Source organism: Sulfitobacter sp. IGS-18 (assembly GCF_059628195.1).
On record NZ_CM184556.1, the window covers coordinates 1,761,520 to 1,776,018 of the forward strand.

Genomic DNA, 14,499 nt, shown 5'->3' on the forward strand with positions numbered 1-14,499 from the left:
AAAGACCCGCGCCTGACGAAACACCAAAGCGCCCCGATCCACATCGGGGCGTTTTTGTCTGGATGGCGGATTCGCAGGCAGGCACAGGCGGGCGGCGCAGGGTCCGGCCGATGCCCCGGGTGGCAAGGAAAGACTGTGACCGGTGCGGCGGAAACTGGGCGCAACCAGCTGAAACACTGCGTTTTTTGCCGGTTTTGAACCAAAAACACGCAAAATCGGCACAGTCATGCGGATTTTGGGGCCAACACCCTGATTTTGATATTCTCACAACATGGGGTATGGTAGAAAAACCAAAACACAAGAACCTACGAGGCAGTATGATGGCAACCAAATCAACACGGTCCTCTCGGACCAGAAAGACCCCCGTGGCAACAAAATCCTCAACACCCGCCCCCGTAACCGCAATTGATGGCAAGGCGCCCGCCGCTGCCGCAGCAGCGACACCCACCGTCGTGGAGGCACCGCAATCGGTGATCCTGGGCCCCGTCATGCGCAAGAAAGAGCTGATCGATCAGGTCGTGAAACGCTCCGGCATCAAGAAGAAAGACGCCAAGCCCGTCGTCGAATCCCTGCTTTCCGTGCTGGGCGAAGCGCTGGCCGACAACCGCGAACTGGTCCTGCCGCCCTTTGGCAAGGTCAAGGTCCGCCGTGAAAAGCAGATGCCGAATGGCCGCGTCATGGTGGTCAAGGTGCGCCAGTCCGCACCGCCGCAACCCGGCCCGTCCGACAAGCTGCCCGACGCGGCCGAGTAACAGCTTTTTCGCATCTCCTCTTGCAACGGCCCGCGCGATTGTCTAATTCGCGCGGCAAGGGTGATTAGCTCAGTGGTAGAGCGCTTCGTTCACATCGAAGATGTCAGGAGTTCAAATCTCTTATCACCCACCATTTTCCTCGCGTTTCGTATGTTCTGACCGGGTGGCTTGCTGAGAGCCTGACCGACGCGCGCCCTGCGGGCGCTCTGGGTCAGGAGTTCAAATCTCTTGGCGCCCACCATTTTCCTCGCGTTTCGTTTAATCTGACCGAGTGCTTTGCTGAGAGCCTGACCGACGCGCGCCCTGCGGGCGCTCTGGGTCAGGAGTTCAAATCTCTTGGCGCCCACCATATTTCCTCGCGTTTCGTTTGATCTGACCGGATGGCTTGCTGAGAGCCTGACCGACGCGCGCCCTGCGGGCACTCTGGGTCAGGAGTTCAAATCTCTTATCACCCACCTTTCTTCTACTGTTGTTCAGGTCGTCGGGTCGCGGTTCCCTTGAGAACCTGACCGACGCGCGCCCTTAGGCATCGAAACACCTGCGTTGGAATTTGGCATTTCCATCCGGCAACACCCCGGATATGGCTGTCTGCACCCGACGGAACGACGCAGGCGGCAATCACGTGACGACATATCCGAAAATCTGGTTCCTGCGCCACGGCCAAACGGAATGGAACAAGGTATCGAGGCTGCAGGGCCAGCTCGATTCCCCGCTGACCGACCAGGGGCTGGCAGAGGCGCGGCGGCAGGCGGCGCTGATGCCCCCGATCCTTGCAGATGAGCCGGCGCTTTTTGCCTCGCCGCTTGGCCGGGCACGGCAGACGGCGGATATCGCACTGTGGCAAAGGCCGTACCGGACCGACCCGCGGCTGATGGAAATCCACGCGGGCCGCTGGCAGGGGCTGCTGCGCGACGAGATCATGGCCCGGCATCCCGATTGGGCGGCCACCGATCCCACAGCGCTTGAGATCTACGAGGCGGCCGAGGGCGGCGAGGGGCTGACGGCGTTTCACGCCCGCATCCGCGACTTCATGCGCAGCCTCGACGGCCCCACTGTCATTGTCGCTCATGGGCTGCTGGGGCAGGTGCTGCGGGCCGAGGCCCGTGGCCTGCCGCTGGCCGAGGCTGGCAGCCTGTCGAACCTGCAAGGCTGCGTCTACCTGCTTGAAAACGGGGTGGAAACACGGCTGGACCTGCCGGAGTGAGCCGGATGCCGCCGCTCTATATCCTGCGCCATGGCGAGACGACATGGAACGCCTCGGGCCGCTTGCAGGGCCATTTCCACGCCGATCTGACCGACCGGGGCAGGGCCCAGGCCGAGACCCAGCGCCGGATCCTGGCAGCGCGCGACCTGACCGGTTTCCAACTCCTCAGCAGCCCGCAGGGCCGGGCGGTGCAGACCGCCCGCATCGTGATGCAAGCCGTTCCAGGCCCCCTGCAGACCGAAGCGGCGCTGGCCGAAATCGGCCTCGGCGGCTGGGCCGGGGAAACCCGCGCCGATCTGATCGCGCAGACCGGTGCGCAGGACGGGTTCGCGCTTTATGATCTGGCACCGGGGGGCGAGGGGCTGGCGGCCCTTCACGACCGCTGCAGCGCCTTTCTGGCCCGGCTGACGCAGCCCTCGGTGCTGGTGACCCATGGCATCACCTCGCGCATGCTGCGCCTGATCCTGACCGGCCGCCCGCCCCGCGATCTGCGCGCCATCGACGGCGGGCAGGGGGTTGTATTCTACGTTGATGGCGGGGTGCAAACCCGACTGACTTTAGGGTCTTGAAGCCGCCCCCCGCCTTGCGCTAAGAGAGCCGGGCCGGGTCGTTAGCTCAGTTGGTAGAGCGCTTCGTTTACACCGAAGATGTCGGGAGTTCGAGCCTCTCACGACCCACCATCCTTCACCGTTTGATCAAGATGATAGGGAGGCTTTCCCTTGCAGGCCCGACCGACGCGCGCCGCTGCGCGGCACTTTGGGTCGGGAGATCGAGCCTCTCACGACCCACCATCAACTACCTGAAAATATTAGACTAAATGATCGGTCTGGCGTTCGTGTCCGTTCTTGTTTCCCAAGTCACGAGATGTGTTTCCCAACATCGGGCAGCGGCAAGATGGGTTCGGCGTTCATGGGGTCCTGAATCGCGCAGCGCGTCGAGCTCTGCCATGCGCCCTGACATGTACCCCAGCATGGAGTTCACATCGGTTCAATGCGCGTTATCGTCTAGCACCTGACACAGCTTTGCGGTCGACCGGACCTGAGGCGCCATTGCCCAGAGGGCGTTTGGCCTTGCCCGTCTTGCAGTGAAATCATATACGCTGATGGCTTTAGAAGGAGCTGGATTGACCGATGAGTAACACGAATGACGAGACCACGGTTCAAATGGTTGTTGGCGCGATTGCTTATGATCCCCAGCGCGGTCTTGTCTTCAGTGGAACGGCCGGGGCGCAACCTTCGGCCATTCCAGCAACCGCTCCGATCTCAATGAGCTTGAATTACGACGACCGATCAGTCCCTGCCGCAGCAACCTTCTCATGGCTTGACGCAGCAGCTGAGAAAAATGCCGGAAATTCGTTTGAAATCGTCTTGCCGCTGCCGGAGCATTCCGATCAACCGCTGTGTTCCGTTACTTGCGATTTGCCCGATTGGTTGACACTGGACACTGCCGTCGCAACGTTTCTTGCCGAGATCTTTCCGCGTGATGACAAGGCGTATGAGGCGATGTTCTTGAGAAAGATTCACCGTTTCGGTGACGAGGCGTTGCAGTATTTCATGGCGCGTCAGCTCTCGCAGAGCTTTAGTGGCAAGCGGGCATACCGGGTCGGCGCCGCCGTTGTGATGACCTACAAGGCCCTTGAGATCAATGATCCCGTGCTGCAAGAAGAGGCACTGCGACATGTCAAGACGCAACTTGTGCGGGTGGATGAATGTGAAATCACAAATCATCCCCGGACCAACCGCGAACATCTCGAAATTTCCTTGCTCTGTGCCAAGTGGCATCTGGAACTGGCTCTCCGGCGCCATGATGAGTTCTTTGCTACCCTGGAGCATTGTCGATCGCGTGCCGCAGGTATTACGAACTTCTTTACGCCTGCTTACAATCTGTCGATGACGCTGTTGATGCTCTGCGCGCTGTTGGCACGTAAGGGAGACGTGGAACAAGCTGCTGTCGTTGCAAATGAGGGGATGCAGATATTCAAGAATGCGGTGGCTTCTACAACCCAACAGCTCACATTGTTTCAAGAGCTGCGCATCTCACATCGAAATGTGCATCTTATGCTTTGCGCAACCAAGCCCGATAAACAAACCGACGCAGATTTCAAGATTTACTTTCGAAACAGCTTGAGGGTCCTGGGTGAGGCGGTGGATCGCCTGACGGATGCGGCTCTTGCGATCTATCCTGTACAGGAGGTCAATCGTTCTTGAAGGTTGGGGGGAGCGTTCCCCAGAACGTTTTGATTCGATAAACGATAACACCTATCGACCAAACGAGGTATTTCAGATGTCCCATCCTTATAGCGATCTTCCAGCGCCAGCATTTTGGCGCAGCGCCGTTTCCGAGCGCAATCCTCTTGAAACATCCGATCTGTGGTCGCCGAAGCATGCGCTTTTGCCCACAGACAGTGTCGTGACCTTTGGCTCGTGTTTTGCACAACACATCAGCCGCGCCCTGCGACGCAATGGCTTCTCCTGGCTGGATTGCGAACCCGGCGCCAGTTTCGTCTCCGACAAGTTGAATAGCCGCTTCAACTATGGTGTGTTCTCGGCTCGAACCGGCAACATCTATTCGGCCAAAGCACTGTTGCAATGGGTTAAATGGTCATTGGGCCATGAGACAGCGCCCGAAGAAGTATGGGAGCGGAACGGCCGCTATTACGATCCTTTCCGTCCTGCGATCGAACCCGGTGGTTTCGCATCTCCCGAAGAAATGCACGCCTCTCGGGCGCAGACCCTGAGCGCTTTCCGTCGCGCTCTGACAGAATCTGATCTGTTCGTCTTCACCCTCGGCCTTACGGAAAGTTGGGAAAACGCCCAGCACGGCTATACCTATGCAACCTGCCCTGGCACCAACGCGGGCACCTTCGATCCGCAAGCACATGTCTTCCGGAATTACAGCTACGCGGATGTGCATGGCCATCTGCAAGAGGCCCTGACATTGCTGCGGGACGTTAACCCAGATGTTCGCATTCTGCTCACCGTTTCACCAGTCCCGCTTACCGCGACAGCATCAGGCAAGCACGTGGTGGTTTCGACAACATACTCCAAATCCGTTTTGCGTGCGGTGGCGGGTGCCGTGTCGGACACTTGGGACTCGGTAGATTATTTTCCCTCCTACGAGATTATTACGGCACCGAGTTTTCGCGGCATGTTCTACGATCCGAATATGCGCACCGTTTCGGGCAGGGGCGTGGATTTCGTTATGAGCCATTTCATCGCCGGTATCTCGGACAGCGCGACAGACAGCGCATCCGCCGATGTTTCGCAGCCTGCGCCTGCCGAAAAGACAGCACCTGTCGAGACGGCGCTTGAGGCAGAGGCCGACGTCGACGACATCAAGTGCGAGGAAGAGATCCTCGCAGCTTTCGCACCTAACTGACTTGCCCGGAGAATTCCACAGAATGCCCAAGATGTGTATTATCGGTAACAGCCACCTGGGTGCGCTGGCCCAATCGGAAACCGGAATGAAGAACTTTGCCGAAGCCGGTTTTGATGTCGTGTATTGGGGGGCTGCGGGCACCCTCTTTGGCAAGATTGAATATTCAGATGGTCAGTTGGTTTCACCGGCGCCCGAGCGTTCCAAGATTATTTCTTCCGGTCGCTACGGCCACCTCCCTCTTTCCGATTTTGACGTCGTGGTTTTCTATGGCATGTCAGTCACGCTTTCCAACTTTGCCGCCCAGATCACGAACCGCCTCAAAACGATAGAAGGGCGGTCAAAGTCCTTCGTTGATGCGGTTTTGGCGGAACAGATATCTGAATGGTGGGAGCGGCGGTTGGGGCGCGCCTTGATGCAGGTTGTGACAGATGCCGCGCCTGCGAAGAAGTTCGTCTTCACCCCGGATCCGCTGGTGGCGGAGAATCCAGAGTATCTCGGCAAATTCAAGGACTCTGTTCTTCTGCGAAGGGTTTTGGACGCTTTGTATGCCCATTGCGCGAAGTGGTGTGACGAGCGCAATATCTCATTCTACAGACAAAGCGACGCGACCCTTGCTGGCAACCGCGTCACGACCGATTTCGATTACAACACCAATTCGGTCAAGATGGAGGCAGGCAAGCCGCATCCCGAGGATGATTTCGTGCATATGAACAGCAAATACGGCGACATCGTTCTTGCCGATCTGCTGACGCTGCTGGAAGCGGACCGTCCGGCAGAACGCGCGGTCGGCTGACAGCTGTCGGTTGCAGCGAACAGCGATAGACGATAAGCGACTTTCAGTAACTAAAGAGGTCCAGATGTCGGACATTAAGATTTTAGACTGCACATTTCGAGACGGCGGTTATTACAACGATTGGGATTTTTCCACACCCCTGATCAACAGTTATCTTGAGGCGATGAAAGCCGCTCAGGTGGATATCGTGGAGCTGGGATTTCGGTTTCTCAAGAACTCCGGATTCAAAGGGCCCTGCGCCTTTGCCACGGATGATTTCATTCGCTCCCTCACAATTCCCGAGGGGCTTGAAGTCGGCGTGATGCTGAACGGCGGGGACCTGCTGACCGATCTTGGTCTGGTGCCCACGCTCGAACGTCTGTTCCCGGAGCGAGCGGATACCACACCGGTCAGCCTGGTGCGGTTCGCCTGCCACTTCCGCGAATTCGAACAGGTGCTTCCGGCTGTCGGCTGGTTGACAGAGCGCGGATACAGGGTCGGTTTCAACCTGATGCAGATCACCGAACGCTCCGAGGAGGAAGTGCGACACTATGCCCGCACCTCCAAGGAATGGCCGATCGAGGCGCTCTATTTCGCCGACAGCATGGGTAGCATGTCCCCGGATGACGTCGGTCGCATCATCGGATGGATGCGCAAGGAGTGGGACGGCCCCATCGGGGTTCATACGCATGACAACATGGGCCGTGCGCTGGCAAACACATTGCGCGCTGCCGCGGATGGTGCGACATGGCTTGACGCAACCGTGACCGGCATGGGCCGCGGACCGGGCAATGCGCGTACCGAGGAACTCGTGATCGAGGCCGAGGCGCTTCGTGGGCGACCTGCAAATCTCGTGCCGCTGATGAATATCATCCGCAAAACATTCCAGCCTATGAAGACTCATTACGGCTGGGGCACAAATCCCTACTATTATCTCTCCGGGCATTACGGGATTCATCCTACCTACATTCAGGAAATGATGGGTGATGCCCGCTACAGCGAGGAAGACATCCTGGCCGTGATCGACTTCCTTCGCCAAGAGGGAGGCTCGAAATTCAGCTCGGAGCGGCTGAACGGTGCGCGCACCTTTTACCGGGGCGAGGCTCAGGGTTCCTGGTCGCCCAAAGAGATCATGGACGGCCGGGACGTTCTCATTCTTGGCACGGGGCCGGGCGTTGCCGAACACCGCGCAGCGCTGGAGGATTACATCCGACGCACGCAGCCGCTGGTTTTGTCGCTCAATACTCAGTCAGCCATTGATCCCGGTCTGATCGACCTGCGTGTCGCCTGCCACCCGGTGCGCCTGATGGCCGATTGCGAGTTGCATACAAGCCTGCCGCAACCGCTGATCACACCCTTTTCAATGCTGCCCGAGGATCTGCGGAAAAATCTGCAAGACAAGGAAGTGCTGGATTTCGGGCTTGCGGTTTCTCCGGGACGTTTCAATTTCCATGACACGCATTGCGAGGTGCCCGCACCGCTCGTGCTGGCCTATTCCCTTGCCATCGCAACCAGCGGCGGTGCCAAGAGGATCTTGATGGCAGGGTTCGACGGATACCCGGCGGGCGACCGCCGCAACGAGGAAACGGCGGAAATCCTGTCGGCATACAAGGGCCATACCTCAGATGTGATGCTTTCATTGACGCCCACGCGCCATGCCATCGCTACCGCCAGCCTTTATGGCTACTTGGAATAGGTCCGCCATGAGCTCAACAAGTCCGGTCAATTGTTTCTTGCCGTGCCGAAAGGGCAGCGAGCGGGTTCCGCGCAAAAACATCAAGCCTTTCGCGGGGTTTGCGAACGGGCTGATCGAGGTCAAGCTACGACAGTTGATCGGAGCCAAGGGGATTGGAAAGATTTATCTTTCCACCAATGATGAGGAAATTCTCGACTACGCCGCGACCCTCGGTTCTGACAAGATCGTTCTTCACAAACGTTGCGAAGAATTGTCTTCAAGCCAGACCAGCACCGATGACCTGGTCGCACATGCGCTGGAACTGATCGGTGATGGCGATATCATGTGGACCCATGTGACCTCACCCTTTGTCAGTGCTGCATCTTATGATTCCATTGTCGCCCGGTATCGGGAGGCTCTCGACGAGGGTCATGATTCACTGATGACCACATCTGTGATCCATGGTTTCATCTGGAACGAAGATGGCCCGGTCAATTACGACCGCAACATTGAGAAATGGCCGCGGACACAAACTCTGCCGACCTTGTACGAAATCAACAGCGCGGCATTTCTGGCGCCGGCTTCGATCTACCGGGACGAGGATGACCGGATAGGCCGTAACCCCTTCATCTACGGCATGGACAAGATCGAAGGTATGGATATCGACTGGCCGGTAGATTTCCAGATTGCTGAAAGCATGGTTCTGCAAGGAATCGCGTCCGTATGACAAACCTGTCACACTACGGTACGCTGGTGTTCGATTGCGACGGCGTGGTTCTTGATTCCAACCAGGTCAAGACTGCTGCTTTTCGCAGCGCGGCAATGCCTTATGGCGCGGCGGCGGCTGATGCGCTGGTCGCGTATCATGTGGCGAATGGCGGGATATCACGATACGTCAAATTCGCGCATTTCCTCGAACGGATCGTGCCCGAACATGGGGCAGGTGCTGTCCCGGGGCGTGACGGCCCGGATCACGAGGCACTGCTCCAGATCTATGCAGAGACCGTTCGAGACGGGCTGATGAACTGCGGGATCGCCACAGGCCTGGAGCAGTTGCGGAGTAAAACCCGGGGTGCCAACTGGCTGATCGTGTCCGGAGGCGACCAGAACGAGCTGCGCGAAGTTTTCGCGGCGCGTGGCATTTCCGATCTGTTCGACGGCGGAATATTCGGAAGCCCGGACACCAAGAGCATGATCCTGGACCGCGAGCTTTCGGTCGGCAATATCTCCGGGCCGGCGCTTTTCCTGGGTGACAGCCGTCTCGACCACGAGGCGGCCTCTGCCGCAGGGCTGGATTTCATCTTCGTCCACGGCTGGACCGACCTGGCCGACTGGTCGGCCTACGTTGAGCAAAATGACATCATCACAATTGCCGGTGTTGGCGATCTTGCCAGTTGAGGGATTGCGGTGACCGCTTTGGTTACCGCAGTCTAACGGCGGATACGCTCCGCCATCTCGCCCCCCAAATCCCCTTACAGATCCAGGTCCACCCAGACCGGGACGTGGTCCGAAGGTTTGTCGCGGCCGCGGATGTCGCGGTCGATCTGGCAGTCGCGCAGCAGGTCGGCGCAGGCGGGAGACAGCAGGAAATGGTCGATCCGGATGCCGTTGTTGCGGTTCCAGGCGCCGGCCTGGTAATCCCAGAAACTGTAGTGGCCGGGGCCCTGGGTGCGGGCGCGGAAGGCCTCGGTCAGGCCCAGGTTCAGCAGCCTGCGCCACTTTTCGCGGGACTCGGGGCGGAACAGCGCATCGTCGCGCCAGCTTTCCGGTTTTGCCGCATCCTCGGCCTGGGGGATGATGTTGTAATCGCCCGCCATCAGAAAGGGCGTTTCCTCGGCCAGCAGGCATTCGGCGCGGGCGCGCAGCCGGTCCATCCAGCCCAGTTTATAGGCGAATTTGCCCCCCGCGACCGGCGCGCCATTTGCGTCCAGCTCTACCGGGTTGCCGTTGGGCAGGTAGAGCCCGCAGAGGCGCAGTGCAGCGTTTTCGCCGACAATCGTGGCCTCGATATAGCGGGCCTGTTCGTCTGCCGCATCGCCGGGCAACCCGCGGGTCACATCTTCCAGCGGGAGTTTTGAAAGGATCGCCACGCCGTTGAAGGATTTCTGGCCGTGGGTTTCGACGTTATAGCCGCGCTCCTCGAAGATTTCGCGGGGAAAGGCCTCGTCCACCGACTTGATCTCTTGCAAAAGCACCACATCGGGCTGCGCCTCGTCCAGCCAGGCGGGCAGCGCCTCGGCACGGGCCTTTATGCCGTTGATGTTGAAGGTGGCAATTTTCATCATCTCACTCCCTGCAGGCTGAGGGAGCTATCGCCGATCTGGGGCAGCGGGGCAAGGGGCAGGGGCGGCGATCTGGCAAGGGCGCGCAGGCCGGGGGCCGGATCCGGGGCTCAGGACCCGCCGATCCTACATCGAGAAGGAGGTGCCGCAGCCGCAGGCGGAGGTGGCATTCGGGTTCTCGATCACGAAGCGCGCGCCGATCAGCTCTTCGGAAAAATCAATCACCGCATTGGCAAGGAAGGGCAGCGAGATGCTGTCCACCACCACCTTTTGCCCCGATCCTTCCAGGATCAGGTCATCTTCCCTGGGGTCATCCAGTGCGATGTCATATTGAAAGCCGGAGCAACCGCCACCTTCGACCGCGACGCGCAATGCCTTGCCCTGATCGCCTGCGCCGATCTCGGCCAGGCGTTCAAAGGCGCGGGAGGTGACTTTGGGCGGCAGGTTCATGGCGCGTCTCCGTTCTGCAATGCTGGGCCGGTTTTCATCCCCGGTTGCTTGCAATATAGAAGTCCGCAGGACAGGCTACAAGGACCGGCCAGATGCACGCGCCCTATGCCTCTGATCCGACGCGCGCCCGGGGACGGCGTGTGGCGGAGGAGGAAAGCACGTTTCGTTCCTGCTATCAGCGGGACCGGGACAGGATCATTCATGCCAGCGCCTTTCGCAGGCTCAAGCACAAGACCCAGGTTTTTGTGGAACATGAGGGTGATTATTATCGCACCCGGCTGACCCATTCGATCGAGGTGGCGCAGGTGGCGCGCACCATCGCCGGGGCGCTGGGGCTGAATGGCGAGCTGACCGAGGCGGTGGCGCTGGCGCATGATCTGGGCCACACGCCCTTTGGCCATACCGGAGAGGATGCGCTGCATGCGCTGATGGCCCCCTATGGCGGGTTTGATCACAACGCCCAGGCGATCCGCATCGTGACCCGGCTGGAACGCCATTATGCCGAATTCGACGGGCTGAACCTGACCTGGGACACGCTGGAAGGCATTGCCAAGCATAATGGCCCTGTGACGCCCCTGCGGGGCGATGGTCCTGTGACGCCCCTGCGGGGCGATGACCAGGTTGTGGGCGAACTGCCCTATGCGCTGGCGGAATATGACGCCCAGCATGACCTTGAGCTTCATACCCACGCCAGTGCCGAGGCACAGGTGGCGGCGCTTTCCGATGACATCGCCTATAACAACCACGATCTGCATGACGGGCTGCGCGCGGGGCTGTTCACCGAGGATGAGATTGCCGAACTGCCGCTGGTCGGGCCGGCCTATGCGCAGGTGGACAGGCTTTATCCCGAGACTGACAGTTACCGGCGGCGGCACGAGGCGCTGCGGCGGGTGTTCGGGGTGATGGTTGCAGATGTGATCGACACGTCACGGGCGCTGCTGGAAGGGTCGGGGGCGCAAAGCCCCGCAGAGATCCGCCATCTGGGCCGTCCGGTGATCCGCTTTTCACCCGCGATGTGGCAGGATCTGCGCCAGATCCGCGATTTCCTCTTTGCGCGCATGTACCGCGCGCCCCAGGTGATGGCAGAGCGGGCCCGAGTCACCAAGGTGGTGGAGGAGCTGTTTCCGCTGTTTCTGGCACAGCCCGACCTGATGCCGCGCCATTGGGCGCGCCAAATCGAGGAGGCGGCGCAGGACCGGACCACGCTGGCGCGCATGGTGTCGGATTATATTGCCGGCATGACTGACCGTTTCGCCCTGCAGGAACACGCGCGGCTGATCGGCACCTCCTGAGCGCCTGCCGCGCCGCGCGGTTGGTCCGCTTCAACGGGATGTGACGGCGCGGGGGGCGCCGGGCTGTCAGATGCCAGGCAAACCCGGCTTTAGCGTGACTACGCTGATCCGGCTCAACGGAGTGGAGGTTGGCTGAGAGCCCTTTCCACTAAGCCCTCGCGCGGGACAAGGCCGAAGGACGCAGCGCATCAAGCCAGAGGCATGTCTGCGACATGTGAGGCTGCTGAAAAAGCACGTTCCTGCACCCGTTCCCCCCGAAACAACGAAATCGTTCTTCCACGACGCCAGCCACAAGCCTTGGCCCGGGTGTCAGCCCGGGCCGCGCCCGACCCTCCCGTCAAACCGAAGGTTTGCCTCCGGCAAAACGGGAGGGCGCTTTTGGTGACTTCTCGTATCACACTGACAACATTGATATTTGTAAGGGAGGCGCTCCGAATGCGCGTCTCAATGCGCCCTCCCAGGCTCGGGCGCGGCCCTTCGTTCAAAAACGTAACGCTGAGCGCAGAAGAACGATTTACCTCCGGCGGCAGCCGTTTTTGGGTTTGTCAGCAATCTGGCATGTCTCCGACATGACGGGCCGGCCCCTGGCACGGCGATTTGGCTGCTGTTGTGTTCCACCGGTAGCTTGGAAGTGCTTGGCTGCCATAAAGTGCCTGTCAGTGAGGTCGGATCGCCGCACCACAGCCTGTCAATGCGCGGCTCGACGTTTCGTTGCGAATGGCAGCAAAGTTCGCGCAACGGACCTCAATACCCGTCGCGTCCAAGGTCCGGCTTGCGGTGGAACGGCTTGATGGCCGGGTCAGGATCGCCCGGCATCCGCCCCGCGCGGCCCGTCCCGATTGACTGTCCCCGGCAAGATGATAGACGAGCCTGAGACGAAGGAACTTTCCAATGAACCTATTTGCCGACATCCGCGATGTGATCCTGACCTGCCTTGACCAATTGGTCGCCGATGGCGTGTTGCCACAGGGGCTGAACACCGACCCGATTACGGCGGAACCGCCGCGCGACCCCGCGCATGGCGACATGGCGACCAATGCCGCGATGGTGCTGGCAAAGCCCGCCGCGATGAAACCGCGCGACATTGCCGATGCGCTGGCCGCGAAGCTGACCGATGATCCGCGCATCACCTCGGCAGAGGTGGCGGGGCCGGGGTTCCTGAACCTGCGGCTTGCGCCCTCCGTCTGGCAGGGCATCGCGGGCGCGGTGCTGGCAGAGGGCACCGATTTCGGGCGCGGCAGCCTTGGCGCGGGGCGCAGGGTGAATGTGGAATATGTTTCCGCCAACCCCACCGGGCCGCTGCATGTGGGCCATACCCGGGGTGCGGTCTTTGGCGATGCGCTGGCCAGCCTGCTGGATTTCGCAGGCTTTGACGTGACCCGTGAATATTACATCAACGACGGCGGCGCGCAGGTCGATGTGCTGGCGCGCTCGGTCTACCTGCGCTACCTCGAAGCGCATGGCCAGGAGGTCGCCTTTCCGGACGGCACCTATCCCGGTGATTACCTGATCGCGGTGGGCGAGGCGCTGAAGGCCAAGGTGGGCGATGCCTATCTCGACAAGGGCGAGCAATTCTGGCTGGAAGACGTGCGCAACTTTGCCACCGATGCGATGATGGATCTCATTCGCGCCGACCTGAAGTCGCTGGGCGTCGAGATGGATGTCTTCTATTCGGAAAAGTCGCTTTACGGCACCGGCCGGATCGAAGCGGCGCTGGAAGACCTCAAGGGCAAGGGCCTGATCTATGAGGGCGTGCTGGAGCCGCCCAAGGGCAAGAAGCCCGAAGATTGGGAACCGCGCGAGCAGACCCTGTTCAGATCCACCGAACATGGCGACGACGTGGACCGTCCGGTGATGAAATCCGATGGCGGCTGGACCTATTTCGCGCCCGACATCGCCTATCACTATGACAAGGTGCAGCGCGGGTTCGACCTGTTGATCGATGTCTTCGGCGCCGATCACGGCGGCTATGTCAAACGGATGAAAGCGGCAGTTTCGGCGCTGTCGGGGGGCAAGGTGCCGCTCGATATCAAGCTGACCCAGCTGGTGAAACTGTTCAAGAACGGCGAGCCGTTCAAGATGTCGAAACGGGCAGGGACCTTTGTGACCCTGCGCGACGTGGTGGATCAGGTGGGGCCGGATGTGACCCGTTTCGTCATGCTGACCCGCAAGAACGATGCGATGCTGGATTTCGATTTCGACAAGGTGCTTGAGCAATCGCGCGAGAACCCGGTGTTCTATGTGCAATATGCCCATGCGCGGGTGTCCTCCGTGCTGCGCAAGGCGGCAGAGGCCGGCATGACGCTCGACGATGCGGCGCTGGCACAGGCGGATCTGACGCTTCTGGATCACGAGGCGGAGATTGCGCTGCTGCGCAAGATCGGTGAATGGCCCCGGTTGGTGGAAATTGCCGCCCGGACCAATGAGCCGCATCGGGTGGCCTTTTATCTCTACGAACTGGCCGGAGAATTCCACGGATTGTGGAACCGGGGCAACGAGGTGCCTTCGCTCCGCTTCCTGCAGGAGGACAACCCGAAGGCCACGATGGCAAAAATTGCGCTCGCGCGGTCCGCGGCGATTGTAATTGCGGCAGGTCTTGGTATTCTTGGGGTCACTCCGGCGCAAGAGATGCGATAACGCACGAGCAACGGCGCTGACAGGCAACCCCATATCCAGACCCGCGCGGCGATGTAT

The 14,499-nt window shown here is 60.1% G+C and carries 13 protein-coding genes and 2 tRNA genes; 13 read left to right on the forward strand and 2 right to left on the reverse strand.

What is annotated here, in order from left to right; translation table 11 throughout:
- Positions 1 to 365 precede the first annotated feature (365 nt).
- The 11 genes from ACWNZ3_RS08435 (at position 366) to ACWNZ3_RS08485 (ending at position 9,179) form a co-directional block, all read left to right on the forward strand.
- Positions 366 to 752 carry an HU family DNA-binding protein gene (locus ACWNZ3_RS08435; RefSeq protein ID WP_269366498.1) on the forward strand — a complete coding sequence of 129 codons (387 nt, stop codon included), beginning with the start codon at positions 366 to 368 and terminating at the stop codon, positions 750 to 752.
- Positions 753 to 810: 58 nt separating this feature from the next.
- Positions 811 to 885, forward strand: a tRNA-Val gene (locus ACWNZ3_RS08440).
- A gap of 489 nt (positions 886 to 1,374) precedes the next feature.
- Positions 1,375 to 1,956 carry a histidine phosphatase family protein gene (locus ACWNZ3_RS08445; protein WP_496901809.1) on the forward strand — a complete coding sequence of 194 codons (582 nt, stop codon included), beginning with the start codon at positions 1,375 to 1,377 and terminating at the stop codon, positions 1,954 to 1,956.
- A 5-nt stretch (positions 1,957 to 1,961) separates the two neighbouring features.
- Entirely contained in the window at positions 1,962 to 2,525 is a 564-nt protein-coding gene (locus tag ACWNZ3_RS08450) for a histidine phosphatase family protein (RefSeq protein WP_496901810.1), read from the forward strand.
- Positions 2,526 to 2,560: 35 nt separating this feature from the next.
- Positions 2,561 to 2,636: transfer RNA gene (locus ACWNZ3_RS08455), tRNA-Val, on the forward strand.
- A 450-nt stretch (positions 2,637 to 3,086) separates the two neighbouring features.
- The gene (locus ACWNZ3_RS08460; RefSeq protein ID WP_496901811.1) at positions 3,087 to 4,163 is read left to right on the forward strand and encodes a hypothetical protein; all 1,077 of its coding nucleotides are present in this window, start codon (positions 3,087 to 3,089) and stop codon (positions 4,161 to 4,163) included.
- Between the two features lie 76 nt (positions 4,164 to 4,239).
- Positions 4,240 to 5,334: a GSCFA domain-containing protein gene (locus tag ACWNZ3_RS08465; protein WP_269366491.1), complete on the forward strand. Its 1,095-nt coding sequence runs from the start codon at positions 4,240 to 4,242 to the stop codon at positions 5,332 to 5,334.
- Between the two features lie 22 nt (positions 5,335 to 5,356).
- Positions 5,357 to 6,127, forward strand: a complete 771-nt coding sequence (locus tag ACWNZ3_RS08470) for a hypothetical protein (RefSeq protein ID WP_496901812.1) — start codon at positions 5,357 to 5,359, stop codon at positions 6,125 to 6,127.
- 10 nt (positions 6,128 to 6,137) lie between these two features.
- Positions 6,138 to 7,802 (forward strand): aldolase catalytic domain-containing protein, encoded by a 1,665-nt coding sequence (locus ACWNZ3_RS08475; RefSeq protein WP_496901813.1) that lies wholly within the window; start codon positions 6,138 to 6,140, stop codon positions 7,800 to 7,802.
- A gap of 7 nt (positions 7,803 to 7,809) precedes the next feature.
- Positions 7,810 to 8,508, forward strand: coding sequence for an acylneuraminate cytidylyltransferase family protein (locus tag ACWNZ3_RS08480; protein ID WP_269366486.1), 699 nt, complete (start codon positions 7,810 to 7,812; stop codon positions 8,506 to 8,508).
- Positions 8,505 to 9,179 carry an HAD family hydrolase gene (locus ACWNZ3_RS08485; RefSeq protein ID WP_496901814.1) on the forward strand — a complete coding sequence of 225 codons (675 nt, stop codon included), beginning with the start codon at positions 8,505 to 8,507 and terminating at the stop codon, positions 9,177 to 9,179. Before ACWNZ3_RS08480 ends, ACWNZ3_RS08485 begins: the two co-directional genes overlap by 4 nt.
- A gap of 74 nt (positions 9,180 to 9,253) precedes the next feature.
- Here the strand turns inward: ACWNZ3_RS08485 and xth are convergent, their stop codons facing one another.
- Both xth and ACWNZ3_RS08495 read right to left on the reverse strand, forming a co-directional pair.
- On the reverse strand, positions 9,254 to 10,063 hold the full coding sequence (gene xth, locus ACWNZ3_RS08490; protein WP_496901815.1) for an exodeoxyribonuclease III: 810 nt from the start codon (positions 10,061 to 10,063) through the stop codon (positions 9,254 to 9,256).
- A 126-nt stretch (positions 10,064 to 10,189) separates the two neighbouring features.
- A complete protein-coding gene (locus ACWNZ3_RS08495) occupies positions 10,190 to 10,513 on the reverse strand; it encodes a HesB/IscA family protein (protein ID WP_269366480.1) in 324 nt (107 codons plus the stop codon).
- A gap of 92 nt (positions 10,514 to 10,605) precedes the next feature.
- Here ACWNZ3_RS08495 and ACWNZ3_RS08500 point away from each other — a divergent pair, with 92 nt between their 5' ends.
- Both ACWNZ3_RS08500 and argS read left to right on the forward strand, forming a co-directional pair.
- Complete coding sequence (locus ACWNZ3_RS08500) at positions 10,606 to 11,805, forward strand: deoxyguanosinetriphosphate triphosphohydrolase (protein WP_496901816.1); 1,200 nt, start codon at positions 10,606 to 10,608, stop codon at positions 11,803 to 11,805.
- An 891-nt stretch (positions 11,806 to 12,696) separates the two neighbouring features.
- Positions 12,697 to 14,442, forward strand: a complete 1,746-nt coding sequence (gene argS, locus ACWNZ3_RS08505; protein WP_496901817.1) for an arginine--tRNA ligase — start codon at positions 12,697 to 12,699, stop codon at positions 14,440 to 14,442.
- Positions 14,443 to 14,499 lie beyond the last annotated feature (57 nt).

What these genes read in the sequence shown, in the direction of transcription:
- ACWNZ3_RS08450 (WP_496901810.1), top strand. Translation starts at nt 1,962, where the DNA reads ATGCCGCCGCTCTATATCCTGCGCCATGGCGAGACGACATGGAACGCC.
- ACWNZ3_RS08460 (WP_496901811.1), top strand. Translation starts at nt 3,087, where the DNA reads ATGAGTAACACGAATGACGAGACCACGGTTCAAATGGTTGTTGGCGCG.
- ACWNZ3_RS08465 (WP_269366491.1), top strand. Translation starts at nt 4,240, where the DNA reads ATGTCCCATCCTTATAGCGATCTTCCAGCGCCAGCATTTTGGCGCAGC.
- ACWNZ3_RS08470 (WP_496901812.1), top strand. Translation starts at nt 5,357, where the DNA reads ATGCCCAAGATGTGTATTATCGGTAACAGCCACCTGGGTGCGCTGGCC.
- ACWNZ3_RS08480 (WP_269366486.1), top strand. Translation starts at nt 7,810, where the DNA reads ATGAGCTCAACAAGTCCGGTCAATTGTTTCTTGCCGTGCCGAAAGGGC.
- ACWNZ3_RS08485 (WP_496901814.1), top strand. Translation starts at nt 8,505, where the DNA reads ATGACAAACCTGTCACACTACGGTACGCTGGTGTTCGATTGCGACGGC.
- xth (WP_496901815.1), bottom strand. Translation starts at nt 10,063, where the DNA reads ATGAAAATTGCCACCTTCAACATCAACGGCATAAAGGCCCGTGCCGAG.
- ACWNZ3_RS08495 (WP_269366480.1), bottom strand. Translation starts at nt 10,513, where the DNA reads ATGAACCTGCCGCCCAAAGTCACCTCCCGCGCCTTTGAACGCCTGGCC.
- ACWNZ3_RS08500 (WP_496901816.1), top strand. Translation starts at nt 10,606, where the DNA reads ATGCACGCGCCCTATGCCTCTGATCCGACGCGCGCCCGGGGACGGCGT.
- argS (WP_496901817.1), top strand. Translation starts at nt 12,697, where the DNA reads ATGAACCTATTTGCCGACATCCGCGATGTGATCCTGACCTGCCTTGAC.